This window comes from Leisingera sp. G5_S3_59_S7 (assembly GCF_054968485.1).
Window position 1 is genome coordinate 104,109 of sequence record NZ_JBQKUH010000006.1, and the last position, 26,778, is coordinate 130,886.

At 64.5% G+C, this 26,778-nt stretch carries 28 protein-coding genes and 1 tRNA gene; 19 read left to right on the forward strand and 10 right to left on the reverse strand.

What is annotated here, in order from left to right; all coding sequences use genetic code 11:
* Nucleotides 1–92 precede the first annotated feature (92 nt).
* The gene (locus ACTRWG_RS05420) at nucleotides 93–779 is read right to left on the reverse strand and encodes a M48 family metallopeptidase (protein WP_027235294.1); all 687 of its coding nucleotides are present in this window, start codon (nucleotides 777–779) and stop codon (nucleotides 93–95) included.
* Between the two features lie 99 nt (nucleotides 780–878).
* On the opposite strand from ACTRWG_RS05420, the gene ACTRWG_RS05425 reads away from it, so the two are divergent.
* Together ACTRWG_RS05425 and ACTRWG_RS05430 are read left to right on the forward strand one after the other, a co-directional pair.
* A complete protein-coding gene (locus ACTRWG_RS05425) occupies nucleotides 879–1,205 on the forward strand; it encodes a TIGR02300 family protein (RefSeq protein WP_027235295.1) in 327 nt (108 codons plus the stop codon).
* Nucleotides 1,206–1,390: 185 nt separating this feature from the next.
* Nucleotides 1,391–1,466, forward strand: a tRNA-Ala gene (locus tag ACTRWG_RS05430).
* A gap of 353 nt (nucleotides 1,467–1,819) precedes the next feature.
* Here ACTRWG_RS05430 and ACTRWG_RS05435 read toward each other — a convergent pair.
* Genes ACTRWG_RS05435 through ACTRWG_RS05460 form a run of 6 tightly spaced genes read right to left on the reverse strand, consistent with a single transcriptional unit; the run spans nucleotide 1,820 to nucleotide 7,374 of the window.
* Nucleotides 1,820–2,260, reverse strand: a complete 441-nt coding sequence (locus ACTRWG_RS05435; protein ID WP_462829070.1) for a c-type cytochrome — start codon at nucleotides 2,258–2,260, stop codon at nucleotides 1,820–1,822.
* Nucleotides 2,257–3,525 (reverse strand): 6TM ABC transporter family protein, encoded by a 1,269-nt coding sequence (locus ACTRWG_RS05440; protein ID WP_462829071.1) that lies wholly within the window; start codon nucleotides 3,523–3,525, stop codon nucleotides 2,257–2,259. The genes ACTRWG_RS05435 and ACTRWG_RS05440 overlap by 4 nt, the downstream gene beginning before the upstream one ends.
* A gap of 56 nt (nucleotides 3,526–3,581) precedes the next feature.
* Nucleotides 3,582–4,280 (reverse strand): copper-binding protein, encoded by a 699-nt coding sequence (locus ACTRWG_RS05445; protein WP_462829072.1) that lies wholly within the window; start codon nucleotides 4,278–4,280, stop codon nucleotides 3,582–3,584.
* A 36-nt stretch (nucleotides 4,281–4,316) separates the two neighbouring features.
* Complete coding sequence (locus ACTRWG_RS05450; RefSeq protein ID WP_027235298.1) at nucleotides 4,317–5,675, reverse strand: multicopper oxidase family protein; 1,359 nt, start codon at nucleotides 5,673–5,675, stop codon at nucleotides 4,317–4,319.
* Between the two features lie 14 nt (nucleotides 5,676–5,689).
* Nucleotides 5,690–7,150: a TolC family protein gene (locus ACTRWG_RS05455; protein WP_027235299.1), complete on the reverse strand. Its 1,461-nt coding sequence runs from the start codon at nucleotides 7,148–7,150 to the stop codon at nucleotides 5,690–5,692.
* Nucleotides 7,150–7,374 carry a hypothetical protein gene (locus ACTRWG_RS05460; RefSeq protein ID WP_027235300.1) on the reverse strand — a complete coding sequence of 75 codons (225 nt, stop codon included), beginning with the start codon at nucleotides 7,372–7,374 and terminating at the stop codon, nucleotides 7,150–7,152. Before ACTRWG_RS05460 ends, ACTRWG_RS05455 begins: the two co-directional genes overlap by 1 nt.
* Before the next feature lie 1,300 nt (nucleotides 7,375–8,674).
* Here ACTRWG_RS05460 and ACTRWG_RS05465 point away from each other — a divergent pair.
* Complete coding sequence (locus ACTRWG_RS05465) at nucleotides 8,675–9,715, forward strand: radical SAM/SPASM domain-containing protein (RefSeq protein ID WP_027235302.1); 1,041 nt, start codon at nucleotides 8,675–8,677, stop codon at nucleotides 9,713–9,715.
* 78 nt (nucleotides 9,716–9,793) lie between these two features.
* Here the strand turns inward: ACTRWG_RS05465 and ACTRWG_RS05470 are convergent, their stop codons facing one another.
* The gene (locus ACTRWG_RS05470; RefSeq protein WP_027235303.1) at nucleotides 9,794–10,591 is read right to left on the reverse strand and encodes a phytanoyl-CoA dioxygenase family protein; all 798 of its coding nucleotides are present in this window, start codon (nucleotides 10,589–10,591) and stop codon (nucleotides 9,794–9,796) included.
* Nucleotides 10,592–10,690: 99 nt separating this feature from the next.
* On the opposite strand from ACTRWG_RS05470, the gene ACTRWG_RS05475 reads away from it, so the two are divergent.
* Nucleotides 10,691–11,620 carry a LysR family transcriptional regulator gene (locus tag ACTRWG_RS05475; RefSeq protein WP_027235304.1) on the forward strand — a complete coding sequence of 310 codons (930 nt, stop codon included), beginning with the start codon at nucleotides 10,691–10,693 and terminating at the stop codon, nucleotides 11,618–11,620.
* Here the strand turns inward: ACTRWG_RS05475 and irrA are convergent.
* Nucleotides 11,585–12,001, reverse strand: coding sequence for an iron response transcriptional regulator IrrA (irrA, locus tag ACTRWG_RS05480; protein WP_027235305.1), 417 nt, complete (start codon nucleotides 11,999–12,001; stop codon nucleotides 11,585–11,587). The two genes, ACTRWG_RS05475 and irrA, sit on opposite strands and share 36 nt — an antisense overlap.
* A gap of 215 nt (nucleotides 12,002–12,216) precedes the next feature.
* Between irrA and fabA the strand changes: the two genes are divergently transcribed.
* Genes fabA through ACTRWG_RS05495 form a run of 3 tightly spaced genes read left to right on the forward strand, consistent with a single transcriptional unit; the run spans nucleotide 12,217 to nucleotide 14,799 of the window.
* A complete protein-coding gene (gene fabA / locus ACTRWG_RS05485; RefSeq protein WP_027235306.1) occupies nucleotides 12,217–12,726 on the forward strand; it encodes a bifunctional 3-hydroxydecanoyl-ACP dehydratase/trans-2-decenoyl-ACP isomerase in 510 nt (169 codons plus the stop codon).
* Nucleotides 12,727–12,771: 45 nt separating this feature from the next.
* Entirely contained in the window at nucleotides 12,772–14,001 is a 1,230-nt protein-coding gene (gene fabB / locus ACTRWG_RS05490) for a beta-ketoacyl-ACP synthase I (RefSeq protein ID WP_027235307.1), read from the forward strand.
* A gap of 6 nt (nucleotides 14,002–14,007) precedes the next feature.
* Nucleotides 14,008–14,799, forward strand: coding sequence for an enoyl-ACP reductase FabI (locus ACTRWG_RS05495; protein ID WP_027235308.1), 792 nt, complete (start codon nucleotides 14,008–14,010; stop codon nucleotides 14,797–14,799).
* A 233-nt stretch (nucleotides 14,800–15,032) separates the two neighbouring features.
* Here ACTRWG_RS05495 and ACTRWG_RS05500 read toward each other — a convergent pair whose 3' ends face one another.
* On the reverse strand, nucleotides 15,033–15,461 hold the full coding sequence (locus ACTRWG_RS05500) for an FKBP-type peptidyl-prolyl cis-trans isomerase (protein WP_027235309.1): 429 nt from the start codon (nucleotides 15,459–15,461) through the stop codon (nucleotides 15,033–15,035).
* A gap of 137 nt (nucleotides 15,462–15,598) precedes the next feature.
* Here ACTRWG_RS05500 and ACTRWG_RS05505 point away from each other — a divergent pair, with 137 nt between their 5' ends.
* The 12 genes from ACTRWG_RS05505 to ACTRWG_RS05560 form a co-directional block, all read left to right on the forward strand.
* Nucleotides 15,599–16,285, forward strand: a complete 687-nt coding sequence (locus ACTRWG_RS05505; protein ID WP_027235310.1) for a haloacid dehalogenase type II — start codon at nucleotides 15,599–15,601, stop codon at nucleotides 16,283–16,285.
* 8 nt (nucleotides 16,286–16,293) lie between these two features.
* Nucleotides 16,294–17,124: an alpha/beta fold hydrolase gene (locus ACTRWG_RS05510; protein ID WP_027235311.1), complete on the forward strand. Its 831-nt coding sequence runs from the start codon at nucleotides 16,294–16,296 to the stop codon at nucleotides 17,122–17,124.
* Nucleotides 17,121–18,098 (forward strand): threonine ammonia-lyase, encoded by a 978-nt coding sequence (locus ACTRWG_RS05515; RefSeq protein WP_027235312.1) that lies wholly within the window; start codon nucleotides 17,121–17,123, stop codon nucleotides 18,096–18,098. The genes ACTRWG_RS05510 and ACTRWG_RS05515 overlap by 4 nt, the downstream gene beginning before the upstream one ends.
* A gap of 44 nt (nucleotides 18,099–18,142) precedes the next feature.
* Nucleotides 18,143–19,339 (forward strand): endonuclease/exonuclease/phosphatase family protein, encoded by a 1,197-nt coding sequence (locus tag ACTRWG_RS05520; RefSeq protein WP_027235313.1) that lies wholly within the window; start codon nucleotides 18,143–18,145, stop codon nucleotides 19,337–19,339.
* 132 nt (nucleotides 19,340–19,471) lie between these two features.
* A complete protein-coding gene (gene pcaD, locus ACTRWG_RS05525) occupies nucleotides 19,472–20,263 on the forward strand; it encodes a 3-oxoadipate enol-lactonase (RefSeq protein WP_027235314.1) in 792 nt (263 codons plus the stop codon).
* Nucleotides 20,256–20,966, forward strand: coding sequence for an alpha/beta fold hydrolase (locus ACTRWG_RS05530; protein WP_027235315.1), 711 nt, complete (start codon nucleotides 20,256–20,258; stop codon nucleotides 20,964–20,966). The genes pcaD and ACTRWG_RS05530 overlap by 8 nt, the downstream gene beginning before the upstream one ends.
* Nucleotides 20,966–22,303: a class-II fumarase/aspartase family protein gene (locus ACTRWG_RS05535; protein WP_027235316.1), complete on the forward strand. Its 1,338-nt coding sequence runs from the start codon at nucleotides 20,966–20,968 to the stop codon at nucleotides 22,301–22,303. The genes ACTRWG_RS05530 and ACTRWG_RS05535 overlap by 1 nt, the downstream gene beginning before the upstream one ends.
* A 109-nt stretch (nucleotides 22,304–22,412) precedes the next feature.
* On the forward strand, nucleotides 22,413–23,576 hold the full coding sequence (locus ACTRWG_RS05540; RefSeq protein WP_051357858.1) for a TCR/Tet family MFS transporter: 1,164 nt from the start codon (nucleotides 22,413–22,415) through the stop codon (nucleotides 23,574–23,576).
* A gap of 81 nt (nucleotides 23,577–23,657) precedes the next feature.
* Nucleotides 23,658–24,746, forward strand: coding sequence for a Zn-dependent alcohol dehydrogenase (locus ACTRWG_RS05545; RefSeq protein WP_027235318.1), 1,089 nt, complete (start codon nucleotides 23,658–23,660; stop codon nucleotides 24,744–24,746).
* Between the two features lie 24 nt (nucleotides 24,747–24,770).
* Nucleotides 24,771–25,139 carry a hypothetical protein gene (locus ACTRWG_RS05550; protein ID WP_027235319.1) on the forward strand — a complete coding sequence of 123 codons (369 nt, stop codon included), beginning with the start codon at nucleotides 24,771–24,773 and terminating at the stop codon, nucleotides 25,137–25,139.
* Nucleotides 25,140–25,142: 3 nt separating this feature from the next.
* Complete coding sequence (locus ACTRWG_RS05555; RefSeq protein WP_027235320.1) at nucleotides 25,143–26,375, forward strand: mandelate racemase/muconate lactonizing enzyme family protein; 1,233 nt, start codon at nucleotides 25,143–25,145, stop codon at nucleotides 26,373–26,375.
* Between the two features lie 122 nt (nucleotides 26,376–26,497).
* On the forward strand, nucleotides 26,498–26,778 hold a 281-nt coding region (locus tag ACTRWG_RS05560; RefSeq protein WP_008555493.1), incomplete at its 3' end, for an ArsR/SmtB family transcription factor.

Below are 26,778 nucleotides of genomic sequence, written 5' to 3' on the forward strand. Positions count from 1 at the left end.
CTGGCACGGGCTGGCCTCAGGAACCGGGGCAACTGGAAACGGAAACGTGACGCGAGCTTAGCCCGCGCAGCCCGGCCCGCAAAGCACTGAGTTTATTCGCCGAACCGGTAGCGGTGCAGGCGGGCTCCGTTTTCCCGCAGCCAGGCGCGGGGGTCCTGCCAGCGCCCGTGGATACGCTCCACCGTGTCCCAGAAGGCCTGCGAGTGGTTCATTTCCGCAAGATGCGCGACCTCATGGGCGGCGACATAGCGCAGCACCGCAGGCGGTGCCAGGATCAGCCGCCAAGAATACATCAGTCCGCCGTCCGCGGTACAGGAGCCCCAGCGCGAGCGGGTGTCGCGCAGGGTCAGGCGGCTGTACCCCTTGCCCAGCCGCGCGGCATAGAAATCCGAGGCCTCGGCCAGCCGGTTGCGCGCCAGCTCTTTCAGATAGCGCTGGAGGGGCCGTGCCGGGCTGTTCCCCGGCACGGCAATCCGGCCTGCCTCCAGCTGGATGCGCCGCCCTTGGGCGCGTTCGACCACCCGGTTCTGGCCGTCGATGGGCAGCACCGCGCCGAAATCCGCCTGCACCGCCTCGGGGTGCTTTTGCAGATGGCCGCGGATCCAGTCGGCCTTTTCTTCGGCAAAGGCCAGCGCGGCGCGCTCCGGCAGGCTTTTGGGCAGGGTCAGCGTCACCCGCCCGTCGAGCGAGGAAATCCGCAGGCTGATCCGCCGCGCCCCGGCTGACCGCCGCAGGGTCAGCGGCACCGGCGGATCTCCGGGCAGGTGATAATCGGCCATGCGCGCCCCCTTCCAGGCAAAGGCTTTGACAGTGCCCCCCTCATATGGCAAGGCACCGGAATCGTCGATACGACTCACCAGTAAATCAAGGGGATCCACATGCCCAAGGAAGAATGGGGTGTAAAGCGCGTCTGCCCTACCACTGGAAAGCGCTTTTATGACCTGAACAAGAACCCGATCGTCAGCCCCTACACCGGCGAGGTCGTGGAGCTGGATACCGGCAAGACCCGGATGATCGAGGCGGATGCCGAAGACGCGGCTACCCTGAAGGCCAAAGAGAACCTGGACACGGATGACGTGGTCCTGGAAGATGACGAAGACGTCGATGTCGATCTGGGCGACGATGTCCTGGATGATGACGATGATGACGACAACGTCTCGCTGGACGACATTGCCGACATGTCGTCGCCTGAGGACGATTCCTGAGGCCATTCAAGCTGTTCGGGGAAGCGTTTGGCCTTCCCCGGACCGCGCTCCGGCCCTGCCCGGAAAAAATTCGGACCCCGGCGCATTTTCCGCTTGCAGCCCGCGCCGCCGTCCCGTAAACGACGCTCACACCGCGAGACGGGCCGCACCGGCAACGGAACGGACACCGAAAAGCGGACAGGTTTGGGGCCTTAGCTCAGTTGGGAGAGCGCTTGCATGGCATGCAAGAGGTCAGGGGTTCGACTCCCCTAGGCTCCACCAAATCTTCACATTCCTCTTCCGACGCAGCCAACGCCTTAAAAATAAAGGCCGGTTACGCTGTTCGAAATCCTCGTTTCAGGGGAATACCGTGGCGGTTTGGCAATCAGGTGCGCAACCCTGCCTGCATGTCCCGAATGCTCCGGTTTTTCCATATTTTCAAGGGGGATTGAGACACTCCTGCGGACGCGTTCGAACATTGCAGAAGCTTTGATTGTGTGACCGCCCCGACGGCATCGGTGCGCCAAGGCGGTTTGGCAATGATTCGCAAAGGACAGCAGCCACATCGTTAGAGACATTCAGAGCCGCGGGAGACTGGAAGGTCTGCCGCCGCGGCCCTGCTTCCTGTGCTTGGGTCATTCGATACCGTTGGCCTGCTGCAGCTCCCGCACATACCGGGTGATGCCCTTGACGTCAGCATCGGTCAGCCCCTGCTGCGCAGGCATGTTGCCGAACTTCCAGTGGTGCGCGCGCACGCCGTTGCGGACCGCAAGCAAGAAGGCAGCATCGCCATGGTGCGAGGGTTCGTAAATCTTGTGAACCAGCGGCGGCCCCATGCCATTGCGGCCTGCAGCGTTATCGCCGTGGCACTCGGCACAGACCGCGTCAAATGCGCGCTTGCCGACCTTTGCGGTATCACTCAAATCCGGCGGCAGCTGAACCGCGGTAAGCGGCGCGCCGGGCTCCAGCACGGCGCGCTGCGCGGTTGCGCCATCTCTGCCTGCGCTGCTGTAGACGAAATAGGCCGCAGCGGCTGCCACGGCAGCGGCGGCTGTGATGACGAGGGGCTTTCTCATATGGGTGACTTTCTTTCATGGGTGAATGATGTGGCGCAACGGGCAGGGGCCGGGGTGTACCGGGGACGGCCCGCAGCTTGTGCAAATCCAGGCGCCCCGATGGCGGGGGCGGCAAAGGCGCGGATTTCCTGATAGCGGATCCGCACGTCCTCGCTTTGCTGGTAAAACCGGAACAGATCCTTCAGCGGCGCGGAAAATTCCTTGTGCGCCGACAGCATCGCCACAAGCGCCCCCAGCGAGACCCGTTCCTGCAGCACGAAATAGCCGCCCAGGGAATAGAACAGGAAGGGCGTCAGAGCGGTCAGGAAATTGTTGATGGCCTTGGCCAGGAATTTGAGGCGGTGGATCTGCAGGCGCAGGTCCTGCAGTTGCCGGAAACTGCGCGCGGCCGGCAGCGCGCCCTGTCCCGGCCCCCGCATGCCGCGGTCCAGGATTTCCCCCAGCAGGCGCATTTCGCGGATCCGTTTGCGGGACACCGTGTTCACCCGCCGCTGCAGCCGCGGCACAATGATCAGCTGCAAGGGCAGCACCGTCAGCGCAGCCGCGGCCAGAATCGGGTCCTGCACAAACATGAACAGCAAAATCGTGGCCAGCGTCCCGCCTTGCAGCAGCGGCACCGTCAGCATCTCCGAGGCAAAGCCGCCAACAGGTTCAACCTCAGGGCCCAGAACCGGCATAACGGCAGGCTTGCGCCATGCGGGCCGGTCCCGCCGCCACTGGCGGTAAACGGTAAGGCGGAGGCGGCGCACAAAGCGTTCGGCGACCCGGCCCTTGCTGATATTCAGCCAGTATTTGTTGAGGCCGTTGAGCGAGATCGCCGCCAGGTAAGCGCCGCACAGGAAAAACAGCAGCGACACCTGCGAGAGCTCGAAGCCAAGAACCGGAACCGCGATATCCTGGCTTTCAAAGACACGGTTCACGATCTGCTTGGGCAGTTCCAGGGTGAGGTAGAGGATCGGCATCGCAGTCAGGCTGAGCAGGACAAGGACCATCTGGTGCCGCCCGGTCGTGCGCAGGATCTGGCGCGGCAGACCGGCCCATGCGCCGCCATCCTGCCCCTGCTCAGCAGCACCGGCTGCTGGCGCAGCCTGCAACCGCCGCCGCAGCAGCCAGGCGGCCTTGGCAGCCAGGGTCACTGCCAGCAGCGCAGGGGCCAGCACCAGCACCAGATGCATCATCGGATGCAGCCAGGCCGGCGCTGTGCTGTCATAATTGAAGCCCAGCGCCGCGGCCGCGTCATGCGCAAGAGTATGGAATTCCGGCATCGGCCGTCCTTGTTCCGGTCAGCGGAAGGCGGGCAGGCCCGCCTTCCGCCACGGGCTTACTTCAGCGCGGTCAGGGTCAGCTTGCCCTTAATCCGCTCGGCAACGAATTCGATGGCATCGCCGGCCTTGAGCTGGTCCAGCATCGCGTCATCCGCCACCCGGAACACCATGGTCATCGCTGGCATCTCCAGATCCACCAGTTCCTCGTGGATGATGGTGACCTTGCCGGACTTGGGATCGACCTTCTTGACGGTGCCTTTGGTGAAGGTGCCATCGCTGCCGTCAAGCACGGCAACCGGCCCGTGCATGCCGGATTCATAGTGGCCGGGGATAAGGCAGGCGAATTCGAAGGTGCCGGGGTTGGAGAAGGTCCAGACGACCTCGCCCGATGCGCCGGGATCCAGGCGCACCGAGTTCGGGTCGTCATGCTCCATCTCCATCTTGGCCATCATCGCCTTGTGGTGGACATTGCGCTCTGCTGTATCCAGCACGAACTCATGCTCCAGCTCGCCCGCGTTGGTGATCACGAATTTGACCGTCTCGCCCTTGGCGAAGGAAAAGCTGGAGGGCTCGAACAGCATTTCGCCGTCATCGGTTTCCTTCATGATCACGGCGACCTCGCGGTTCACGTGCGCGGCCTCGCCGGGTTTGCCGACTTCCATGCCGCCGCCATGGCCGCCTCCGTGGGTGCCTCCGGCATAGGCCGGAGCTGCGGAAAGGACGCCCAGAAGGGCTGCGGAAAGGATCTTGTTCATGTCTGTCTCCTCGTCAGGTTTAGTAGAAGCCAGGGGTCAGCCCTTGGCGGATGGTTTCGGGGTAATACGGGTCTGTGCGTCTTCGGCGCGGGCGAAGTCCGGCAGTTCGCCGGTCCACTCATAGGCCTGGGTGCCAGGCGGGTTTTCGTACCAGCCGGGATCGCTGTAGTCGTTTGCATCAATGCCTTCGCGCACCTTCACGACCGAGAACATGCCGCCCATTTCCAACGGCCCGTAGGGGCCCCAGCCGGCCATCATCGGCACGGTGTTGTCGGGCAGCGGCATCGACATCTCGCCCATGTCGGCCATGCCGGCGGTGCCCATCGGCATATACTCGGGCTGTAGCTTGCGGATCTGACCGGTCAGCTTGCGCTTGTCGGCACCGATGAAGGTTGGAATGTCGTGGCCCATGGCGTTCATCGTGTGGTGCGACTTGTGGCAGTGGATCGCCCAATCGCCCGGATGCACCGCGTCGAACTCATAGGCGCGCATGGCGCCGACGGGAATGTCGATCGACACCTCCGGCCAGCGGGCGCTTTCCGGCACCCAGCCGCCATCGGTGCAGGTGACCTCGAAGTCGTAGCCGTGCATATGGATCGGGTGGTTGGTCATGGTCAGGTTGCCGGTCCTGACCCGCACCCGGTCGCCCTGATTGACCACCAGCGGGTCGATGTCCGGGAAGATCCGGCTGTTCCAGCACCACAGGTTGAAGTCCGTCATCTCCATCACCCGCGGCACATAGGAGCCAGGGTCGATGTCGAAGGCGTTCAACATGATCAGGAAGTCCCGGTCGACGGGCATGAAGGCAGGGTCTTTGGGATGCACGATGAACATCCCCATCATGCCCATTGCCATCTGCACCATCTCGTCGCCATGCGGGTGGTACATGAAGGTTCCGGATTTGATCAGGTCGAACTCATAGACAAAGGTCTTGCCCGGCGGGATGCCGGGATGGCTGAGACCGGCAACCCCGTCCATGCCGGAGGGCAGGATCAATCCGTGCCAATGCACCGTGGTATGCTCAGGCAGCTTATTGGTGACGAAGATCCGCACCCGGTCGCCCTCCACCGCTTCGATGGTTGGGCCGGTGGACTGGCCGTTGTAGCCCCACAGATGGGCAATCATGCCGTCGGCCAGCTCGCGCTCGACCGGCTCCGCGACAAGGTGGAACTCCTTCACGCCGTAGTTCATCCGGAACGGCAGGGTCCAGCCGTTCAGCGTGACCACCGGGTTGTAGTCCGGCCCAGTCGTGGGGGACAGCGGTGGCTGGGTGGCGGCACTGTCCATGCTGGCGGCCTCGGGCAGGCCCATATTCGCGGTCTTGCCCCAGGCCTGGCTGGACACCAGCGCCGCACCTGCAGCGCCGGCGCCAAGCATTTGACGTCTGTTCATCATGTCATGTGGTCCTTTCAATGGCCCGCGCCGCCGCCCGCGGCGATTTCGGCGCTGCCGCCCTGCGGAGCTGATCCAGCACCGCCGCCGTAGATCGCGGCATTCACATTGGCTTGCGCCAGCCAGAAATCGCGCTTGGCATTGGCCGCTTCCAGCGAGCCCGCCAGCTTTTCGCGCACGTCGGTCAGCAGTTCGAAGGTGCTGGTGATCATGCCGTTGTAGCTCAGCAGCCCTTCCTCCTCGATTGTCTTGCGCAGCGGCATCAGCACGTCACGGTAATGGCGCGCGATCTCGTAAGAGGCGTAATAGGCCAGCTCTGCGCTGCGGGCCTCAGAGCGGACATTGACCGCCCGTTCCGCCAGCGCATTTGCGGCCTGCATGTAAGACAGCTCTGCCTTGCGCATCCGCGCCTTGCCGGTGTCGAACACCGGGATGGCGAACTCCAGCTCCAGCTGCGGCAGGGTTTCGGTTTCCGTCTCCCCGTCCTCGCGCTCGCGCTCGGCCTCCACCCCGGCAATCAGCTCCAGGTCGGTGACCAGCCGGGTCCGGTCCGTCAGGCCAAAGGCCCGGGCCTGTGCTTCCAGCCCCAGCTTGGCCACCTGCAGGTCCACCCGGTTCTGCAGGGCCGACTTCTCGATTGCCGGCACTTTGCTCAGCGACTTGGGCAGCGGCGGCAGCGCATCGGGAACATAATAATTGGCATCGCTGCCCCATAGCCCCATCAGCCGGGTCAGCTCCTCCTTTGCGAGCTTTGCCTCCAGCCGGGCCCGGGCCACCTGCCCTGCAAGCTCCGCATTGAACGCAAACTCCCGCGCCTGGCCAGCCTTGTTCAGCGCGCCGGTCTTGCCCAGCTGGCTGGCCAGCTCTGCCCCTGCCTCGGCGGTTTCCCCGGCCTGGCGCAGATAGCTCAGCCGCTCAAAGGCCGCCACGGCATTGATCCAGGCCAGCCGGGTCTGCCCGGCCAGCGCCAGCGTATCGTTCACCGCGTTCAGCTGCGCCTGCTGAAACTGCGTCTCAGCCACGGCGATGCGCTGCTTGCGGGTCTTCACGTCCAGCAGGTTCACGGCGATGGTGGATTCCAGGGCGCGGTACAGGCCCAGTTCCGGCGCGCCGATCCCCATCAGCCCGATTGAGACCACCGGGTTTTCCGGTGTCATCTGCTGCCAGGCCTCTGCCGCCGACAAACCGACCGCGGCATAAGACGCCTGCAGCCCCTTGTTGTTCAACAGCGCCGCCTGCACCGCAGTATCGGCAGAGATCGTCTTGCCCTGCACCATCTGCCGGACGTCCTTGGCCAGCGCGTCGTTCTGGGCCCGGGTTTGGGCAAAGGCCGTGCGTTTGCCGATGGCAGCCGCAGTCTGGCTGGAAACTTGCTGAAACCCGGCCTGCGGGCTGGTGTATTTTTCCGGCACGGCGGCCGAACAGGCGGCCAGCACCAGGGGCGGCGCCAAGAGGACGCGCCAAGTTTTTGCTGTCATCAGTGGCGCTCCCGCTGCTGCTCGTTGACACCGCGCCAGGACACAGGGCCGCCGGGCGTGTGGCTTTTAAATCCCCTGAAGGGAGACTGGTAATTCAGAGAGCGGTATGGGCCGGACGGCGCCGCAGCATGTTGCAAGGCTGCGGTATCGGGCAGCGCCGCCGGTGATTTGGCGCACGCCCCCAGCAGCAGGGCGCCCGCCCCGGCCAGAAAGAGAGATTTCATGTGTTTTTCCTGAGAAATATCTGCACGGCTCCTGCAGGTGCATGCAGGAGCGGGTTAATCACCGCCGAAGCGGTTCAGATGTCTCAGGCTCTCGGCGGGCGCAGAAGCGCGGGCTGTTCTTGGGATGGCAGCTGTGAATTCTTCTGCTTCCAGCGCACAGGCCGCGTCAGGGAGATTTGCTGGGGCTGCAAAGACAGCACCGCAACCGCCATGCAGGCGCCAGCGCAGCAATTGGCGGTTTCTGCGTTCCGGGGCGCATCCTGACTGTCCTGCGCAGCGGCATTCGAAGCGTCATGACCCGCGGCCGCAATAGCTGCGCCGTCATGGCTGTCCCCAGCATGCGAAACCGCGGCCTTGCCGTGATGACCCGCAAAAGAATGCGCGGCGGATGGCAGCGAAAACCCCAGCGCAAGGATCACTGCAAATGCAGCAGCCACCCTGATCAGCCGGAGGATATGTGCCAGTAACGCCATGCCGGTATTTCTCTGGACGGAGCCCCCCGCGTCAAGACGGCAATCATGCATTCAGCGCACAAATTTGTGTATTTCGGAGGCGTTTTCCCGGAATTTCACCGCCGGACCGCAGGCAGCTGCACCGCCATGCAAACCCTCCTGCGCGGGAGGCCTGCGGCTGACCGGTAATGGAGATTCGGTGGCTGAACAGGTCAGCACAGCGGTCGATCCTGCGGCTGGTTAAACGCCTGCTTCGGCCGGCGGAAACCATGCTCAGACGGTGAACGGAGACAAGGCGAACGCCCATCGGGTCACGCCGCTTGCTGCACCGGCACACCGCAGCACGGACTGCAAGCAACGCGAGGCAGCCCTCAATCAAGCACACCTGCTCCTGCCCTTCTGACCGGGAGGCTTCGGCGGTTGGACGGTCAGGGCCCTTCGCCGCGATGCACCCGCCGGACGCCCTGCGCCAGCGCATCTGCTCCTTGATCCGGCATCGGGTGCGGTATCCTGTCCTGCGCCGTCGGGATGCCCGGCCGCAGTGGCGGGCAGCGCGCAGGGTTTCGTTTCCGGCCCACGCCGCCTGACAATCAGCCTTTCACGGCGGGCGGTGCCGTCTGAGCAGTAAGACCGGGTCAGCATCACGCTTGCATATGGCAGTGCGGGCTTGCCCATGCAGCCCGGTTAATTGCTTGAATTCACAATTCAAACCTGCTCCATCCAAAGGTGTGCAGCGACGCCGTTCCAACAGTTCACGTAAAGCTCACAGACCGTGACGCGACAAATGGTTGCCTGTCACCCCCTGAGCTTTAAGGTAGACCCTGTCAGCCCCCTGCGGAGAGCCTCGCATGAAAGATCAAGCCCCCGCGCCGGACCTCAGTCCGGACACCGCGCAGCCAGACCTCCCCGCCAAGCCGCCCGGGCTGCATGAGCGGGCGCTGCATCTGATGGCCCGGCTGCTGCCGTTGTCTTTTTTCCGCCGCCCGCCCAAGATCATCATCATCGACGCCACCAACAGCTGCAACCTGCGCTGCCCGGTCTGCCCCGTCACCTTTGCGATGAGCCGCAAGCGCGGTATGATGAAACCGCATGTGTTCCGCAAGATCATCGACGATTTCATGGACCAGCCGGAAAAACCCGCGATTTACTTCAGCTTCTCCGGTGAGCCGACGCTGCATAAGGATCTGCCCGATTTCATCGCCTATGCGCATGAAAACGGCCATGACACCTATCTGTCGACCAACGCCACCCGCCTGACACCCGAGATGAGCGAGCGGCTGATCCGCTCGGGTCTCGCACGGGTGAATCTTTGCATGGACGGGTTCTCCAAGGAGGCGCAGGAGTCCTACCGGGTCAACTCCGACTTCGATAAGGTCAAGGCCAGCATCGAGGAATTCCTCACGATCAAGAAAGACCTGGGCTTCAAGACGCCGGTCACGGTGCTGCAAACGCTGCTGACCAGCTACTCCGAGCCGCAGATGGACGAGATGGAAACCTGGGCGCGCGAGGCGGGTTTTGACCGTGTGCGGTTCAAGACCTTCTCGATCGGCTCCTACACCTCGGCCGACCAGAAGCGGGAGTTCGCCCATTTCCTGCCGCGCCAGAAGGAGCTGCGCCGCCACCCGCGCCACACCAGCCACGCGCTGTGCACGGTGCCGCTGTTTCAGTCGGTGGTGTTCTGGAACGGCGATTTGGGTCTGTGCTGCATCGACTACGATCAGGTGATCCAGCTGCCCAATGTCGAGCAGGACGGTTTCCTGGCCGCCTACCGCTCAGACGAGGCCGCGCGCGCCCGCAAGCGCGGCTTCCTCAAGCAGTTCGGCATCTGCAAGACCTGCTCCTTCTCAAACGCCGAAAACATGGGCATCCGCCGCGATCTGAAGAAATAGGATCGCGCGGCTTTCATCTTTCCCGAAATATTCTGGGGTGAAGGCCGTCAGGCCTGAGGGGGCAACGCCCCCTCTCCTTTAGCGCTGCAGCAGGATCGGGAACCAATCCTCGCGCAGGCGCTGGCCGGGCTGCATATCGTGGCCCGGAAACGGCGGCGAGGTGCGGCCAGGACGTTCGACATAGCGCGCATCATCGCCCACCAGCCGCAACGAAAACGCGCGGCGGCGCGAGGCCGATGTGTTGCCGCGGGCGCCGTGCAGGGTTTTGTAGTTAAAGGCCACCGCATCGCCCGGCTGCATCGGGTATTCCAGCACCTTCATGCCTTCGGCATCCGGGTCGGGGACGGCCATGTACTGACCCTCGTCCGGGAAGAAATCCTCTTCTGACACCCAGCGGGTCGGCAGCACTTCCTTCTCCCATTTGTGCGAGCCGGCCACACAGCGCAGGGTGGCCTCTTTCACCTCATCCAGCGGCGACCAGAAGCTGATGGTCTGATCACCCTCGACAAAATAGTATGGCCCGTCCTGGTGCCAGGGGGTCGGCATCGAGGTGCCCGGCTCCTTGACCAGAACATGGTCATGGAACATTTGCACTGACTGCGATTGCATCAGGTCGGCGGCGACTTCGGCAACCGGGGAATCTGCAATCGCCTGCTGAAACTCGGGGATTCGGGTCCAGTTGCAGTAATCGTCAAAGAACCGGCCGGTCTGGCCTGCCTTTTCGTTATTCGACGCATAGGGCCCGGGGTTATCCATATTGGCCGCGACGCCTGCGCGCAGCAGTTCCACTTGGTCCGTGAACAGGCCGCGGATGAGGACCACGCCGTCGCGCTGGAACTGCTCCACATGTTCCGGGGTGATGAGGGGGTGGACCATTGCTGTCTCCGCTGCTGAATGATGCAAATCCGATGCGTCATTCCTGCCGCGGCAGATATATAGTTTCAAATCGTATCTTTCTAAGTTACCCATCACTTCATGTTATATCTCACTCTGCGCCATTACGAATATGTCTGCGCCGTGGCACGTCACGGCAGCCTGTCGGCGGCGGCGGATGCCGTGCATGTAAGCCAGCCCGCGCTGTCCGCCGCCCTCAGCCGGATCGAGGAGCATCTGGGCCTCGCGCTGTTCCTGCGCAGGCGCGGCACGGCGCTGGCGCTGACGCCGCAGGGGCGGCGGTTTGCCATGCAGGCGCAGGCGCTGCTGGATCAGGCGGCGCGGCTGGAAAACCCCAAAAACGCCGGAGCCGTGCAAAAGCTGACGCTGGTCTGCTTCTCCGACCTGGCCCCGTTTCTGCTGGCCCCGGCCCTGAAGGCCTTGCGCGCGGCCTTGCCGGACGTGGAGGTCAGCCACCGCGCTTGCGGGTTTGAGCCGCTGATTTCCGCGCTGAGCAGAGGCAGGGCGGATCTGGCCATCACCTATGACCTGGGACTGGATGCGGCCTTCAGCCGGGCGGAACTGGACAGGATCGCGCCGCATGCGCTGGTGCCGCCGGAGCATCCGGTGGCGGAGCGGACCGGCATTTCACTGGCGGAACTGGCACAGCATCCGCTGGTGCTGTCGCAGGAGGGGCTGTCGGTGCAGCACATGCTGGGACTGTTCAAGACGCAGGGGCTGGTGCCGCGGATTGCACACAGGGCGGATTCGCTGGAGCTGCTGCGCAGCCTGGCAGCCAATGGCGAGGGGGTGGGCATCAGCTACAGCCTGCCGCCCGGCGGGATCAGTTATGACGGTAAAGCCCTGTGCGCGGTGCCGGTCACCGACACGGGCGCGCAGGAGCCGGTGATTCTGGCAGCCCACACTGGAATGCCGGAGGCATCCCCGGCCTACAAAGCACATGAAATTCTCCGCGAGGTGCTGAGCGTCCGACGGTCAGACCTTGCGCAGGCGGATCACCACATCAACTGAGGCGATCTCCATCCCCTCCGGCGCTTCCGGCAGCTTGTGAATCACCAGATCCTGCGACGGCGCGTCGCTGACCCGGCCCTCATCCTCCCAGAAGAAATGCGGGTGGTCGTGGGTGTTGGTGTCGAAATAACTCTTGGAGCCGTCCAGCGGGATCTCCTGCAGCACGCCCGCATCGCAGAACGCGCGCAGGGTGTTGTAGACGGTCGCCAGCGACACCGCGGCGCCTTTTTTCTTGGCCGACTCGAACAGGCTTTCGGCGGTGATATGGCGGTGCTTGCCGTCGCCGACCAGCAATTCGGCAAGCGCCACCCGCTGCCGGGTGGGTCTCAGCCCGGCCTCTGTCAGCCAGCGTGTGGCCACTTCTTCGCTGTTTGGCGTCATGAGCAGGTCCTGCATCGCGTTGCTGACCGTATATATAGGAGCAACACCCAAGGTTTTTCAAATGAAATTCATTCGCAGCTAAACTGCCCTTTCCGGGGCGTCTATGGCACATTCAGCGCAGGAAGTGACGCGGGGTCCCCTTGCAGGACCCTTTCGCGCGGTGCTACAGAGCGCCAGATATATAGACCCGAACCCCAGGCAGGAGAGATGCCCGAATGGCCGATTACCCCAGCAGCTTTGACAAGGACGATTTGCTGAAATGCGCGCGGGGCGAGCTGTTTGGGCCGGGCAACGCCCAGCTGCCGGCGCCGCCGATGCTGATGATGGACCGCATCACCGAGATTTCCGGTGACGGCGGCGAGCATGGCAAGGGCCATGTGATTGCAGAATTCGACATCACCCCGGACCTGTGGTTCTTTGATTGCCATTTCCCGGGCAACCCGATCATGCCCGGCTGCCTGGGCCTGGACGGCCTGTGGCAGCTGACCGGCTTTAACCTGGGCTGGCGCGGCTGGAAGGGCCGCGGCTATGCGCTGGGTGTGGGTGAGGTGAAGCTCACCGGCATGGTGCGCCCGGACCGCAAGATGCTGACCTACCGCGTCAACTTCACCAAGGCGGTGCAGACCCGCCGCCTGACCATGGGTGTTGCCGACGGCATCGTCGAAGCCGACGGGGACGTGATCTATCAGGTCAAGGATATGAAAGTGGCTCTGTCCGAAAGCTGACAGGCTTCCGGACAGGACAAAAGTCACAGGAACAGGAGTACGCACATGCGCCGCGTCGTCGTCACCGGTCTGGGGATTGTCTCCTCCATCGGGAACAATGCCGAAGAAGTCACCGCCTCGCTGAAAGCCGGTAAATCCGGCATCGTTGCCAGCCCCGAAATGGCCGAGCACGGCTTCCGCAGCCAGGTGGCCGGCACGCTCAAGATTGATGTGGCTGAGCATGTGGACAAGCGCACCCTGCGTTTCATGGGTCCGGGTGCGGCCTATGCCCATATCGCCATGAGCCAGGCGATTGCCGATGCAGGCCTCAGCGAAGATCACGTTGTGAACGAGCGCACCGGCCTGGTCGCGGGTTCCGGCGGCCCGTCCACCTCGGCCATGCTGGCGGCGCATCAGACGGTGCTGAAAACCGGCGCGACCAAGCGGATCGGTCCGTTCGCGGTGCCGAAGTGCATGTCCTCGACGATCTCGGCCAACCTGGCGACCGCGTTCAAGATCAAGGGCATCAACTACTCGATCACCTCCGCCTGCTCGACCTCGCTGCATTGCATCGGCAACGCGGCTGAACAGATCATGATGGGCAAGCAGGACGTGATGTTTGCCGGCGGCGGCGAGGAGCTGGACTGGACGCTGAGCTGCCTGTTCGACGCGATGGGGGCAATGTCCTCCAAGAAGAACGATGAGCCGGAGAAGGCCTCCCGCGCCTTCGATCAGGACCGCGACGGTTTCGTGATCTCCGGCGGCGGCGGCATTGTTGTGCTGGAAGAGCTGGAACACGCCAAGGCCCGTGGCGCCAAGATCTATGCCGAGGTGACCGGCTTTGCCGCCACCTCCGATGGCCACGACATGGTGGCGCCCTCCGGTGAGGGCGGCGAGCGGGCAATGCGGCTGGCGCTGGCGACCCTGCCCGAAGGCCGCAAGGTCGGCTACATCAACGCGCATGGCACCTCGACCCCGGTGGGCGATGTCGGCGAGGTTGAAGCCGCTCGCCGGGTGTTCGGCGAAGGCAGCGTGCCGCCGATTTCTTCGACCAAGTCGATGACCGGCCACGCCCAGGGCGCTGCCGGCGCGCTGGAGGCGATCTTTTGCCTGCTGATGCTGGACAATGATTTCATTACCCCGTCGATCAATGTCGACACACTCGCCGACGGCATCCAGCCAGGTGAGATTGCCACCAGCCTGGTGGAAAATGCCGGCCTCGACTCGGTGATGACCAACAGCTTCGGCTTTGGCGGCACCAATGGTTCGATGGTTCTGAGCAAGTACAAGGGATAAATGGCGATGACGGGACTTCTGACCGGCAAGCGAGGCCTGATCATGGGCGTTGCGAATGACCGCTCCATCGCCTGGGGCATTGCCAAGGCCATGGCGGACGCCGGGGCCGAACTGGCTTTTACCTATCAAGGCGAGGCCTTCGGCAAGCGGCTGGAGCCGCTGGCCCAGAGCGTCGGCTCGGATTTCATGGTCGACGTGGATGTGACGGACGATGCCTCGCTGGACACAGCGTTCGAGCAGCTGGCCGCGCGCTGGCCCACGATTGATTTCGTGGTGCACGCCATCGCCTATTCCGACAAGTCGGAGCTGACCGGGCGGTTCCTGAACACCACCCGCGCAAACTTCAAGAACTCGATGGATATTTCCGCCTATTCCTTCATCGAGGTGGCGCGGCGCGCCTACCCGCTGATGAAGGACAATGGCGGCACCCTCTTGACGCTGACCTATCAGGGGTCGAACCGGGTTGTGCCGAACTACAACGTGATGGGCGTGGCCAAGGCGGCGCTGGAGTCGGCGACCCGCTATTTGGCCAACGATCTGGGCCCGGAAGGCATCCGGGTGAACGCGATCTCGCCCGGGCCGATGAAGACCCTGGCAGGTGCCGCCATCGGCGGTGCGCGCAAGACCTTCAAGCACACCGCCCAGAACGCGCCGCTGCGCGACAACGCGACGCTGGAGGCGGTGGGCGGCACTGCGGTCTACCTGGCCTCGGACGCAGGCGCCTGCACCACGGGCGAGGTCATCCGGGTGGACGGCGGGTTCCACGTGCTGGGAATGCCGCAGCAGGATCACCTGTAGCCGCCTCCCCCAAGGCTCTCCGTTCATCAAAAAGGCGCCCCACGGGCGCCTTTTTCTGTTTCTTCTCTAAGCTTCACTCGGCCCGCGGCAGTCTGCATCCGGCCTGCGGCGCGCTCCCGCCCGTCGCCGGGCTTCGGGCGAAGCCCGCTCCCGTTGCGCGTGGCAAGCGTCTTCCGGCGCAGCCGGTGGACCTGCGGGCGCGGGAGCACCTCCCCTGCCCCGCAGGCGCGACATCAGTTGATAGACACCAGCTCGATGTCGAAAACCAGATCCTTGCCTGCCAGGAAATGGTTGGCATCCAGCGTCACGGTCTCTTCGGTCACTTCGACCACGGTAACAGGCAGCACATGGCCCTCGGGGCTTTGCATTTGCAGCTGTGTGCCCAGGTCCAGCGGGATATCGGCGGGAATGCCTTCGCGCGGGATTTGCTGGCGCGCTTCGGGATTGATCGGGCCGTAGCCATCGGCACAGTCGATTTCCAGCGTCTTCTTCTCGCCGGCTTCCATGCCCTCCAGACCGGCATCCATGCCGGCAATCACCTGGCCTGCGCCGACGGTGAATTCCAGCGGGTCACGCCCTTCGGAACTGTCGAAAACGGTGCCATCCGTCAGCTTGCCTGTGTAGTGGATGCGCACGGTGTCGCCGTTCTTTACCCCGGTCATGAGACCTCCAATCGGTTGCGGGTTGATAAAGGGGCGCAGCCTAGCGCCCGCAGACGCGATGTAAACCCGTATGGGGGTAATTTCCGGCTTTGCCACCCCGCCGCCTTCGTGCAACTCTCGCCGCAACGGAGGGAGCCATGCCGATCACCACCTGTATCTTCGACGCCTACGGAACCCTGTTCGATGTGGCAGCCGCCGCCCGCCAGGCCGCCGGCGAGCCGCAGTTTCCGCACTTGCAGGACAACTGGGCGGAGCTGGCCGGCCACTGGCGGCTGAAACAGCTGCAATACACTTGGCTGCGCGCCATCACCGGGGCCCATGCGGATTTCTGGGATGTGACCCAGGACGGGCTCGATTGGGCGATGGAAGCCGCCGGGCTGGACGGGGACTCCGCCCTGCGCCAGCGCCTGCTGGATCTTTACTGGGAACTGCAGGCCTACCCGGAGGTGCCCGCAATGCTGAAGGCGCTGAAAGACGCCGGGATGAACACCGCAATCCTGTCGAACGGCTCGCCTGCGATGCTGGACGGGGCGGTACAGTCGGCGGGGCTGGCAGACGTGCTGGATGATGTGCTGTCGGTGGAAAGCGCCGGCATCTTCAAACCTGACAGCCGGGTGTACGATCTGGTCGGCAAGCGTTTCGGGTGCGCCAAGGACGAAGTGCTGTTTGTCTCCTCCAACGGCTGGGATGCGGCGGGAGCTGCGGGCTACGGCTTTGTCACCGCCTGGGTGAACCGGGCGGGCGAGCCGGTGGACCGGCTGCCCTGGAAGCCCGCGCACATCCTGCCGGACCTGACCGCCATTCCAGACCTTGCCCGGAGCTAGGCGGACCCATGGCGTTCTTTGAAACCTCTGACGGGCTGCGGCTCTATTACACGGACAGCGGCGCGGGCTTGCCGCTCCTCTGCCTTGCGGGCCTCACCCGCGACAGCCGGGACTTCCGTTACTTCGCATCTCATGCCGGGCCGTACCGGATGATCACCCTCGACGCGCGCGGCCGGGGGCAGTCGGCGCACGATCCCGATTTCATGAACTACAACGTGCTGCGCGAAGCGCAGGATGTGGTGGAGCTGCTGGATCATCTGAAACTGCAGCGCGCGGCGGTGCTTGGCACCTCGCGCGGCGGGCTGGTGGCGATGACGCTGGCGGCAATGGCCAAGGACCGGCTGGCGGCGGTGATCCTGAATGATGTGGGCCCGGAAATTCCACCGGGCGGCATTGCCCGCATCATGGAATACGTCGGCCGCCGCCCGGCCGCCAAAACCCACGCGCAGGCCGCTCAAGCGCTGGCGGCGCTGATGGCGCCGGCCTTCCCGGACGTGCCCGCGGCGCGCTGGCGGGAGGAAGCGGAGGCGTTCTACAACCAGGGCCCGGAGGGGCTTAGCCTGCGCTATGACCCGCGGTTGCGGGATGCGCTGCTGGCGCAGGCCGAGGCAGGCCCGGCCCCGGATCTGTGGCCGCTGTTCCTGGCGCTGGAGGGGCTGCCCTGCGGCGTGATCCGCGGCGCGAACTCGGACATTCTGAGCGCTGATACTTTCACCGAGATGCAGCACCGCCTGCCGGGCCTGCGCGCTGCTGAAATTGCCGACCGCGGCCATGTGCCCTTTTTGGACGAGCCCGAAGCGCTTGCTCTCATCCATTCAGTTCTGGACCACGTCAAATGACCTCAATTGCCATGATCGACGCCGCGGCGGAGCGGCTGAAGGGCCATGCCCGCGTCACACCTCTGCTGTCTTCGCCGTTTCTGGACGAGGTCGCCGGCCGCCGCGTGCTGGTGAAGGCGGAATGCCTGCAGCACACCGGATCGTTTAAGTTCCGCGGCGGCTGGTCGGCGGTTTCGGCCTTGCCGGAAGAGACGCGCAAGCGCGGCGTCATCGCCTATTCCAGCGGCAACCATGCGCAGGGTGTGGCAGCGGCGGCCAAGGCGCATGGGGTGCCTGCGGTGATCGTGATGCCCGCCGATGCGCCCCGGCTGAAGATCCAGAACACCCGCGATCTGGGCGCCGAGGTGGTGCTCTATGACCGCGCGGGCGGTGAGAGCCGCGAGGCGGTGGGCGCGCAATACGCGGAAGCGCGCGGGCTGACCCTGATCAAACCCTATGATGAGCCGCAGGTGATCGCGGGCCAGGGCACCACGGGGCTGGAGATCGCGGAACAAGCCGCCGCCGAAGGCGTCACCAAAGCGGATGTGCTGGTCAATTGCGGCGGCGGCGGGCTGTCTTCGGGCATTGCGCTGGCGCTGGAGGCGCGCGCGCCGGGCCTGCGGGTGCGGACGGTGGAGCCGGAAGGCTTTGACGACGTGGCCCGCTCGCTGGCGGCAGGCGAAATCTGCCGGAACCCCAGCCAGTCCGGCTCGATCTGCGACGCGATCCTGACACCGCAGCCGGGGGAAATCACCTTTCCCATTCTCAGCCGGTTGTGCGGGCCGGGGCTGGTGATCAGCGAGGAGGAGGCGATGCGGGCAATGGCGCTGGCCTTCCTGCGGCTGAAAATCGTGCTGGAACCCGGCGGCGCGGCATCACTGGCCGCCGCGCTGTTCCACCCTGACCGGATCACCGGCGCCGCGGTGATCGCGGTTGCCACCGGCGGCAATGTGGATGCAGAGCTGTTCCGGGAGGCGCTCTCGCGCTATGCTTGACCCCTGGCCGCGCGTTTCATGGCGCGGCAGTCAGGGGGGCATTTATGACACGCTTCACCATCGCCTCGTTCAACGTCAAGAATCTGATCGGACCGGAGCGGGAATACTACCGCTTCCAAAGCTATACGCCGGAGGAATACGCCTGGAAGGCGGATTGGATGGCCGACCAGCTCTTGACGCTGAACGCCGACATTGTTGGGTTTCAGGAGATCTTTGACGAAGCGCCGCTGCGCCAGGTGATCGCCGAGACCGACCGGCGCGGGGCGGAAGCCAACGCCGCCAGCATCCCCGATCCCTCCAAACGCTATCACCGCAAGGCAGTTTTTCAGAAGCTGGCCTATAGCTCTTACGCAGAGGCGGAACTGGCCTTTGCCTCCAACCTGAACGACACCGGTGATCCAGGCGAGCGGCGGCCCGGGCTGGCGGTGCTGTCGCGGTTCGGCTTTGCGGACGAACCGGAAGCGATCCAGGACCTGGACCAGCCGCTGGACATACCCATGGCCTGCCTGGGCGAGGAAGAGGACGCAGGCTTTTACACTCTGCGCCGGCTTTCGCGCCCGATCCTGAAGGTGCGGGTGCCGATTGGGGATCAGGTGGTCACTGTGTTCAACTGCCACCTGAAATCGAAACTTGGCGAATACATCAAGCCGCAGGGCGCGCCCTATCCGCCCGAAACGGTGCTGACCGCCTATGATGCGGCGGGCCGGGCGATGGGATCGCTGCGCGCGGCGCTCAGGCGGATGGGCGAGGCCTGGGTGCTGCGCCGCGCGGTGCTGGATGAGCTGGAACAGGGACGCCCGGTGGTGGTGCTGGGGGACTTCAACGACGGCGAGCACGCGGTCAGCAGCGAAATCATCTCTGGCGAGGCACCGTTCAAGAACTACGCCTGGATGCTGCGCCATGACGCCAAGCACCCCGGCGACCGTTACAGCGAGGAGGAGGACGCCCTGATCCGCGAAGCCATCGACCGGGTGCGGCTGCGCTCCGCCGAGAAGATGTTCCTGAAGAAATCCCTGCGCGATGTCGTCTATACAACCGCCTTTGGCGGCGTGCATGAGAGCGTCGACCAGATCTACATGTCGCGCCATTTCGATCCGGCCTGGCCCGGGGCGGTTGGAGAGATGCAGTACTACAGCGTTTTCAACGATCATCTGACCGACGGCAGCCACCCGGAGGCGCCTTATAACAAGCTGGCCTCCGATCACGGGCAGATCATGGCCCACATGGTGCTGCGCGGCTGAGGCGCGCCGGAAAATGCAATTTCTCCGGCCAATTTTCTTTCTCAAGAAAATTCCCCCGCCTGCGGCAGGCGGCTGGTTTACCTCTCGGCCCCGGCGCAGGTAGAGTGCGGCGGAACAGCAAAGAGGCGCTCCATGCAGATTGCAGACCTGGGCGATGTCCAGCTTCATTATCGCATTGACGGGGACCCGGACGGCGCCCCCATCGTTTTTGCCAATTCTCTGGGGACCGATCTGAGGGTCTGGGACGCAGTGGTAGACCGGCTTCCCGAGGGCCTGCGCATCATCCGCTATGACAAGCGCGGGCACGGGCTGTCCTCCTGCCCGCCCGCGCCCTATTCGATGGGGGCGCTGGTGCGCGACGCGGAGCGGCTGCTGAATCATCTGCAGGTTCGGGACTGCATGTTCGTTGGGTTGTCGATCGGCGGCATGATCGCGCAAGGCTTGGCGGTGAAACGGCTGGATCAGATCCGGGCGCTGGTGCTGTCGAACACTGCCGCCAAGATCGGCACCGCGGAGATGTGGAAAGAGCGGGTGCAGACAGTGCAGCGCGACGGCATCGAAGCGCTGGCCGACGCGGTGATGGAGCGCTGGTTTGCCCGCGGCTTTCGCGCCACGCCGGAACTGCAGCTGTGGCGCAACATGCTGGTGCAGCAATCCCGCGACGGCTATGCCGGCTGCTGTGCGGCGATTGCAGGCACCGATTTCTATACCCCCACCAGTGGCTTGCGGCTGCCCTGCCTGGGTATTGCGGGATCGGAGGACGGCTCCACCCCGCCCGATCTGGTGCGCGAGACGGTGGACCTGATCCCCGGCAGCCAGTTCCACCTGATCCGGCGCGCGGGCCATATTCCTTGCGTTGAGCAGCCTGACGAATATGCAGAGCGGCTGACCGCGTTTCTGAGGGAGACCGGGCACATTGGCTGACATTCTTCTGGTTCACGGCTCCTGCCATGGTGCCTGGTGCTGGCGCGACGTTGTCCCTGCGCTGGAGACGCGCGGCCACACCGCCCGCACCATCACCCTGCCCGGCCACGGCGATGGCCGCGATCCGGCAGAGGTCACATTGGCCGAAACCGCGGAAGCAGTGCTGGCAGCCTCAACGCCCGGCACTATTGTGCTGGGCCATTCCTGGGCCGGGTTTCCCATTTCCGCCGCGGCAGAGGCCGGGCCTGATAAGATGCGCGGGCTGATCTACTTGTGCAGCTATATTCCGGTCAGCGGTATGTCCCTGATCGGCATGCGCAAGGCCGGGCCGCGGCAGACGCTGACCGGTGCCACCACCAAAAACGCGGCCGGCACCAGCTACAGCTTTGTGGCAGAGACCGCTCCGGAACTGTTCTATCACGACTGCCCGGCTGAGAGGGTGCGGTTCGCGCTGGAGAACCTCTGCCCGCAGCCGATCCCGCCGCAGGATACGCCAATCTTCCTGGGCGACCGATTTGCGAGCATGCCCAAGGCCTATATCCGCTGCACAGAGGACCGGGTGATCCCGCCGGAATACCAGGCGCAGATGGCGGCGCAGCTGCCGCCGCAGCGGGTCTTTGACATGAACACTTCCCATTCGCCCTTTTTTGCAGACCCCGAAGGGCTTGCGGAGTTGATCGGGCACATCGCAAAGGAGGTCTGATGGCAGGCTCGGTTTTTGACAGCCAGGTATATGGCGGGCTTTTCAGCAGCGGCGAGACCAGCCGCCTGTTTTCGGACAGTGCGGAGGTGCGTGCCATGCTGCTGGTCGAGGGCGCACTGGCCAAGGCGCAAGGCGAGGCAGGCGTGATCCCGCAGGAAAGCGCCGCAGCGATTGCCCGGGCGGTGGTGGAAATCGCCGTTGATCCCGGCGTGCTGAAACAGCCCACAGCGCAGAACGGCGTGCCGGTGCCGGGTCTGGTGGCCGCTTTCCGGGAGGAGATGAAGGCGCCGGAGCACGCGCAGTATGTGCATTGGGGCGCCACCTCGCAGGACATCATGGACAGCGCGCTGATGCTGCGGCTGCGTCAGGTGCTGGCGCTGGTGGAAGCAGACGTGAAAGCCGCTGCGGTATCGCTTGGCAGGCTGGCCAAAACCCATGCGGACCTGCCAATGGCCGCCCGCACCTACGGCCAGCATGCCACCCCCACAAGTGTCGGGGCGGTGGCCGCGGGCTGGGGCACACCGCTTCTGAACCTGCTGGAAGAACTGCCCGCGCTGCGCCAGTCGTGCCTGCTGGTCTCCCTGTCGGGAGCCGCGGGAACGTCCGGCGCATTGGGCCCAAAGGCAGCGGAAGTGCGCGCCGCGATGGCCAAAGGGCTGGCACTGCAGGATCCCGGGTGCAGCTGGCACACCGACCGCACCCCCGTCCTGCGGATCGCGGACTGGCTGCAACGGGTGACGCTGGCCTTCGGCAAGATCGGCGGGGACTGCATTGCGCTGGCCCAAAGTGGCATTTCGGAGATTTCGCTGGGCGGTGCCGGTGCCTCCTCCACCATGCCGCAGAAACAGAACCCGGTGGCGCCTTCGGTGCTGGCGGCGCTGGCGCGGCAAGGCAGCGGATTGGTCTCTGTCCTGCAGGGCGCCTCATTGCAGCAGCACCAGCGCGACGGGGCGACCTGGTTCAGCGAATGGATGTGCCTGCCGCAGATCGTTCTGGGTGCGGCCAGTGCTGCGAAAACGGGCAAGGAGCTGTGCGCCGGCCTGGCCCCCAACCCTGAGGCAATGGCCGCCGCGCTGGCGGGCGGGCTGGACATGATCCACGCCGAGGCGCTGAGCTTTGCCCTGACGGAGCAGATACCCCGGCCCGATGCACAGGCGGCGGTGAAGGCGCTGTGCCAGGAGGCGCAGGGCTCGCAAACGCCGCTGCGGGAACTTGTGGCACGTGATTACCCGGATCTGAACGCAGCGGCGTTGTTTGATCCGGCGCAGCAGATGGGCCGGGCACCGAGGGATGCCTTGCAGTTCGCCAAACGCGCTGAGGAGCTGGGCGACCAATAGAGCATCCTGGAGGGGAGAACGCGTGTCAGCGCTGTCAGAAGATCAGGATGATGGCGCTGCAGTCAGACCATTCAGCCGCCTGTCCCTGCTTTTTGTTCTGGCCACGGTGATGATCGACGCCATGGGCATCGGGCTGATCATGCCGGTGATGCCGAACCTGATCACCGAGGTGCAGGGCGGCTCGCTGGCGCAGGCGGCGGTCTGGGGCGGTGTTCTCAGCACGGTGTTCGCAGTGATGCAGTTCCTGTTCAGCCCAGTTCTGGGCAGCCTGTCCGATGCGGTGGGGCGGCGGCCGGTGCTGCTGGTCTCGCTGTTTGTGATGGCGCTGGACTACCTGATCATGGCGGTGGCCGGCACCATGTGGCTGCTGCTTCTGGGCCGTGTTCTGGGCGGAATCACCGCTGCCACCCACTCCACCGCAGGTGCCTATATCGCCGACATTTCGCCGCCCGAGAAGAAGGCTGCCAATTTCGGTCTGCTTGGCGCGGCTTTTGGCGCGGGTTTCGTGCTGGGCCCGCTGATAGGCGGACTGCTGGGAGAACTGGGCACGCGCGCGCCCTTCTATGCCGCCGCGCTGCTGGTTCTGGCGAATTTCGCCCTGGGCTGGTTCGTCATGGGCGAGACAGTCCGGGAGGATAACCGCCGCCCCTTCGACTGGCGCCGCGCCAACCCGTTCGGCGCTTTCCGGGCAGTCGGGCGCATTCCAGGGATCAAGGCGCTGTTGTGGGTCTATTTCCTCTATTCCGTGGCGATTTATGTCTACCCGGCGATCTGGTCCTTCTTCACGCTGGAGCGCTTTGGCTGGCAGCCGCAGGTGATCGGGGTGTCGCTGGCGGTCTACGGCGTCTCGATGGCTTTGGTCCAGGGCTGGCTGCTGCGCTACACAGTGATCTGGGCCGGAGAACGGCAGACGGTGATCTGGGGGCAGGTCTTTGACTTCATTGCCTTTGGCATCCTGGCCTTTATCTCCAACGGCACCCTGGCGATGCTGCTGATCCCGGTTTCGGCGCTGGGGGCTGTCGTCCAGCCCGCCCTGCAAGGGATGATGGCGCAGGCGGTGGAGGACAACCAGCAGGGTGAGCTGCAGGGCGTGCTGACCGCCGTCAACGCGCTGGCGATGATCCTGTCGCCGCTGATGATGACCGCAGTGTTTGCCCGCTTCACGGGCGAAGGCGCCACGCTTTACCTGCCAGGTGCGCCCTTCCTGCTGGCGCTGCTGCTGATGGCCATCGGCTGCGTAGTGTTTCTGCGCAGCAAATCTTCCGTAACGTAAAACCGCCGGCCCGCTGCCGCATTCCGGCTTGCTTGCGGGGCACCCGCCGCGCCACCCTGCTTCAAAACGGGGAGGAAGACCATGCAAACCATCAAAGCCGCCGTCTGCCATGCTTTCGGGGCCCCGCTGGTGATTGAGGAGGTGCAGCTGGCGCCGCCCGGCATGGGCGAGGTCGAGGTGACCCTGGACGCCGTCGCCATCTGCCACAGCGATATCTCCTATGCCGAAGGCGCCTGGGGCGGGCATCTGCCTGCCGTGTATGGGCATGAGGCTGCCGGGGTGATTACCCGCCTTGGCGCGGGGGTGCAGGGATTTGCAGCGGGCGACTCCGTTGTGGTCACCCTGATCCGCAGCTGCGGCACCTGCCCGTCCTGCGCGGGCGGCAGGCCGGTTATTTGCGAAACCCCCTATGACGGCGTGAACGGGCCGCTGAAGACAGCCGGAGGCAAACCGCTGGAGCAGGCTATGGCCTGCGGCGCCTTTGCCGAAAAGGTGGTGGTGGACCAGCGCCAGATCGTGAAGATCCCCGCGAACATGGCCAAGGACGCCGCGGCACTGGTTTCGTGCGGAGTGATCACCGGTGTGGGCGCTGTCGTCAACGCCGCCGGGCTGCGGGCGGGCCAGGATGCGGTGGTTATCGGTGCCGGCGGTGTTGGCCTCAACGCCATCCAGGGGGCCCGTATTGCCGGCGCCCGGCGCATTGTTGCCGTGGACATGAGCCCGGAGAAACTGGAAATCGCCAAGGAATTCGGCGCCACTCACGGGGTTCTGGCGACCGAAGAGAAGCCATGGAAGGCGGTGTACAAGGCGCTGGGGGGCCGCGGCGCGGATGCGGTGCTGGTCACTGTCGGCGCCATCCCCGCCTATGAGCAGGCCCCGCGCTATTTGGCCCGCGGCGGCAAAGCAGTACTGATCGGCATGCCGCATTCAGGTGCCAAGGCCAGCTATGAGCCGGTGGTTCTTGCTGCCGTGGGACAGGGGCTTATGGGCTCCAAGATGGGAGATGTGGTGATCCAGCGGGATATTCCGTGGATGGTCGACCTGTACCAGCAGGGCCGCTTGAAGCTGGATGAGCTGATCTCTGGCCGCTGGTCCCTGGAGCAGATCAACGAGGCCATTGCCGACACCAAGACTGGCTCTGCCAAGCGCAATGTGATTGTCTTTGGCTGACACGCACAAACCGGAGCGCAGCACGTGCTGAAATTCCTGACCAGCCTGTTCAAGCCTGAGGCGGTAAAACCGGCCCCCGCCACCTCGGACACGTCGATGCTGTTTGGGGTGGATGAGATTGCCCCCTTCCTGATCCGGCTTGCCAACAATCGCCGTTTTGGACTGCCCGGCGGGCTTGCGGCCGAGGCCGCCGCGGCGCTGCCGGAGCTCGGCGAACAGCAGAAGCGCCGCTGGCGCATCGACGGCGGTTTTGACGGCGCGCCTGCGCATTTCGAAATCGAGGTTATGATGGAGCGCGGCGGCGAGGCAGATGTCACCTTCTTCGCCCCGCAGCCCGCGGTGGAGGAAATCAACAGGGAACTGGCCGCCTTTGATACGGCGGCGGAGCGGTAGGCCATGAAGCTGCAAGACCTGGATGTCATCGTCACCGCCCCGCCTGCCCCCGGCTGGGGCGGGCGGTACTGGATTCTGGTGAAAGTCACCACCGACACCGGCATCACCGGCTGGGGCGAATGCTACGCATCCTCCGTCGGGCCGGAGGCGATGACCCACGTGATCCGCGACGTGTTCGAGCGGCACATGGCCGGGGAAAACCCGGAGAACATTGAGCTGATGTTCCGCCGCGCCTATTCCTCCGGCTTCACCCAGCGGCCCGACCTGACGGTGATGGGGGCGTTTTCTGGACTGGAAATCGCCTGCTGGGATATTCTGGGCAAGGACCGCGGCCGCCCGGTTCACGCCTTGCTCGGCGGGCGGATGAACGAGCGCATCCGCGCCTATACCTACCTCTACCCGCTGCCGCAGCATGACACTTCAGCGTTCTGGACCTCGCCTGAGATGGCGGCGGAAGCGGCGGCACAAAAGGTGAGCGAAGGCTTCACCGCACTCAAATTCGACCCCGCAGGCCCCTATACAATGCGAGGCGGCCACATGCCTGCAATGTCCGACATCTCGCTGTCGGTGGCGTTCTGCAAGGCAATCCGCGAGGCGGTGGGCGACAAGGCGGATCTGCTGTTCGGCACCCATGGCCAGTTCAATACCGCGGGCGCGATCCGCCTAGGTCAGGCGCTGGAACCCTACGCACCGCTGTGGTTCGAGGAACCCACCCCGCCAGACAATATCGAAGACATGGCCCGGGTTGCCCGCAGCGTGCGAATTCCGGTGGCCACAGGCGAGCGGATGACGACCAAATCCGAGTTCGCCGCAGTGCTGCGCGCAGGTGCTGCTGAGATCCTGCAGCCCGCCCTGGGCAGGGCCGGGGGCATCTGGGAAATGAAGAAAGTGGCCGCCATCGCAGAGGTGTTCAACGCCCAGATGGCACCGCATCTTTATGCCGGGCCGGTGGAATGGGCCGCCAACATTCACCTCGCTGCCTCGATTCCCAACATCCTGCTGCTGGAAACCATTGAGACACCATTCCACGACCAGCTGATCAAGGGTTCGATCCGGGTCGAAAACGGCTTTGCCGCACCGCCGGATGCACCGGGGCTGGGCATCGAGGTGGACGAAGATCTGGCCCGCGCGCATCCCTTCACCGGCAGCGATCTGCACCTCAATATGCAGGAAGACCCCTGTGACTATGCCAATGGCAATGCTTTTGCCGGTGGCTCTCCGCCGATTGTCGAATGAAACGCAACTGCGGGGTGACTCGGCTGCCGGAAATGGTCATGTTGCCGGGAAAAGACGACCGCAGGACCTGAGCATTGACCGTTTCGCACCAAGACGCCCTTCCCCCGGAAACCCCTCAGAACATGCAAGAAAGCGCCGCCGCCGCGGCTGCCTTCCTCAAGGCGCTGGCCCATGAGGGGCGGCTGATGATTCTGTGCCACTTAGGCGCAGGCGAGCGGTCGGTCGGGGAACTGGAGGGACTGCTGGACATGCGCCAGGCCGCGGTCAGCCAGATGCTGGCCCGTCTGCGCGAGGAAGGCCTGGTTGCCACCCGGCGCGAGGGGAAAACGGTGTATTACTCGCTGCAGGATCCAAAAACGGAAGAGACCATAGCCCTGCTTTACAAGCATTTCTGCAGCGGACT

Bases quoted from the DNA above. Each gene is read 5' to 3' on its own strand.
- fabA (WP_027235306.1), top strand. From the start codon at position 12,217: ATGGCCGATTACCCCAGCAGCTTTGACAAGGACGATTTGCTGAAATGC.
- ACTRWG_RS05455 (WP_027235299.1), bottom strand. From the start codon at position 7,150: ATGACAGCAAAAACTTGGCGCGTCCTCTTGGCGCCGCCCCTGGTGCTG.
- ACTRWG_RS05450 (WP_027235298.1), bottom strand. From the start codon at position 5,675: ATGATGAACAGACGTCAAATGCTTGGCGCCGGCGCTGCAGGTGCGGCG.
- ACTRWG_RS05445 (WP_462829072.1), bottom strand. From the start codon at position 4,280: ATGAACAAGATCCTTTCCGCAGCCCTTCTGGGCGTCCTTTCCGCAGCT.
- pcaD (WP_027235314.1), top strand. From the start codon at position 19,472: ATGCAGATTGCAGACCTGGGCGATGTCCAGCTTCATTATCGCATTGAC.
- ACTRWG_RS05540 (WP_051357858.1), top strand. From the start codon at position 22,413: ATGATCGACGCCATGGGCATCGGGCTGATCATGCCGGTGATGCCGAAC.
- ACTRWG_RS05535 (WP_027235316.1), top strand. From the start codon at position 20,966: ATGGCAGGCTCGGTTTTTGACAGCCAGGTATATGGCGGGCTTTTCAGC.
- ACTRWG_RS05440 (WP_462829071.1), bottom strand. From the start codon at position 3,525: ATGCCGGAATTCCATACTCTTGCGCATGACGCGGCCGCGGCGCTGGGC.
- ACTRWG_RS05545 (WP_027235318.1), top strand. From the start codon at position 23,658: ATGCAAACCATCAAAGCCGCCGTCTGCCATGCTTTCGGGGCCCCGCTG.
- ACTRWG_RS05555 (WP_027235320.1), top strand. From the start codon at position 25,143: ATGAAGCTGCAAGACCTGGATGTCATCGTCACCGCCCCGCCTGCCCCC.
- ACTRWG_RS05520 (WP_027235313.1), top strand. From the start codon at position 18,143: ATGACACGCTTCACCATCGCCTCGTTCAACGTCAAGAATCTGATCGGA.
- ACTRWG_RS05420 (WP_027235294.1), bottom strand. From the start codon at position 779: ATGGCCGATTATCACCTGCCCGGAGATCCGCCGGTGCCGCTGACCCTG.
- fabB (WP_027235307.1), top strand. From the start codon at position 12,772: ATGCGCCGCGTCGTCGTCACCGGTCTGGGGATTGTCTCCTCCATCGGG.
- ACTRWG_RS05460 (WP_027235300.1), bottom strand. From the start codon at position 7,374: ATGAAATCTCTCTTTCTGGCCGGGGCGGGCGCCCTGCTGCTGGGGGCG.
- ACTRWG_RS05435 (WP_462829070.1), bottom strand. From the start codon at position 2,260: ATGAGAAAGCCCCTCGTCATCACAGCCGCCGCTGCCGTGGCAGCCGCT.
- ACTRWG_RS05505 (WP_027235310.1), top strand. From the start codon at position 15,599: ATGCCGATCACCACCTGTATCTTCGACGCCTACGGAACCCTGTTCGAT.
- ACTRWG_RS05470 (WP_027235303.1), bottom strand. From the start codon at position 10,591: ATGGTCCACCCCCTCATCACCCCGGAACATGTGGAGCAGTTCCAGCGC.
- ACTRWG_RS05465 (WP_027235302.1), top strand. From the start codon at position 8,675: ATGAAAGATCAAGCCCCCGCGCCGGACCTCAGTCCGGACACCGCGCAG.
- ACTRWG_RS05500 (WP_027235309.1), bottom strand. From the start codon at position 15,461: ATGACCGGGGTAAAGAACGGCGACACCGTGCGCATCCACTACACAGGC.
- irrA (WP_027235305.1), bottom strand. From the start codon at position 12,001: ATGACGCCAAACAGCGAAGAAGTGGCCACACGCTGGCTGACAGAGGCC.
- ACTRWG_RS05515 (WP_027235312.1), top strand. From the start codon at position 17,121: ATGACCTCAATTGCCATGATCGACGCCGCGGCGGAGCGGCTGAAGGGC.
- ACTRWG_RS05475 (WP_027235304.1), top strand. From the start codon at position 10,691: ATGTTATATCTCACTCTGCGCCATTACGAATATGTCTGCGCCGTGGCA.
- ACTRWG_RS05510 (WP_027235311.1), top strand. From the start codon at position 16,294: ATGGCGTTCTTTGAAACCTCTGACGGGCTGCGGCTCTATTACACGGAC.
- ACTRWG_RS05425 (WP_027235295.1), top strand. From the start codon at position 879: ATGCCCAAGGAAGAATGGGGTGTAAAGCGCGTCTGCCCTACCACTGGA.
- ACTRWG_RS05495 (WP_027235308.1), top strand. From the start codon at position 14,008: ATGACGGGACTTCTGACCGGCAAGCGAGGCCTGATCATGGGCGTTGCG.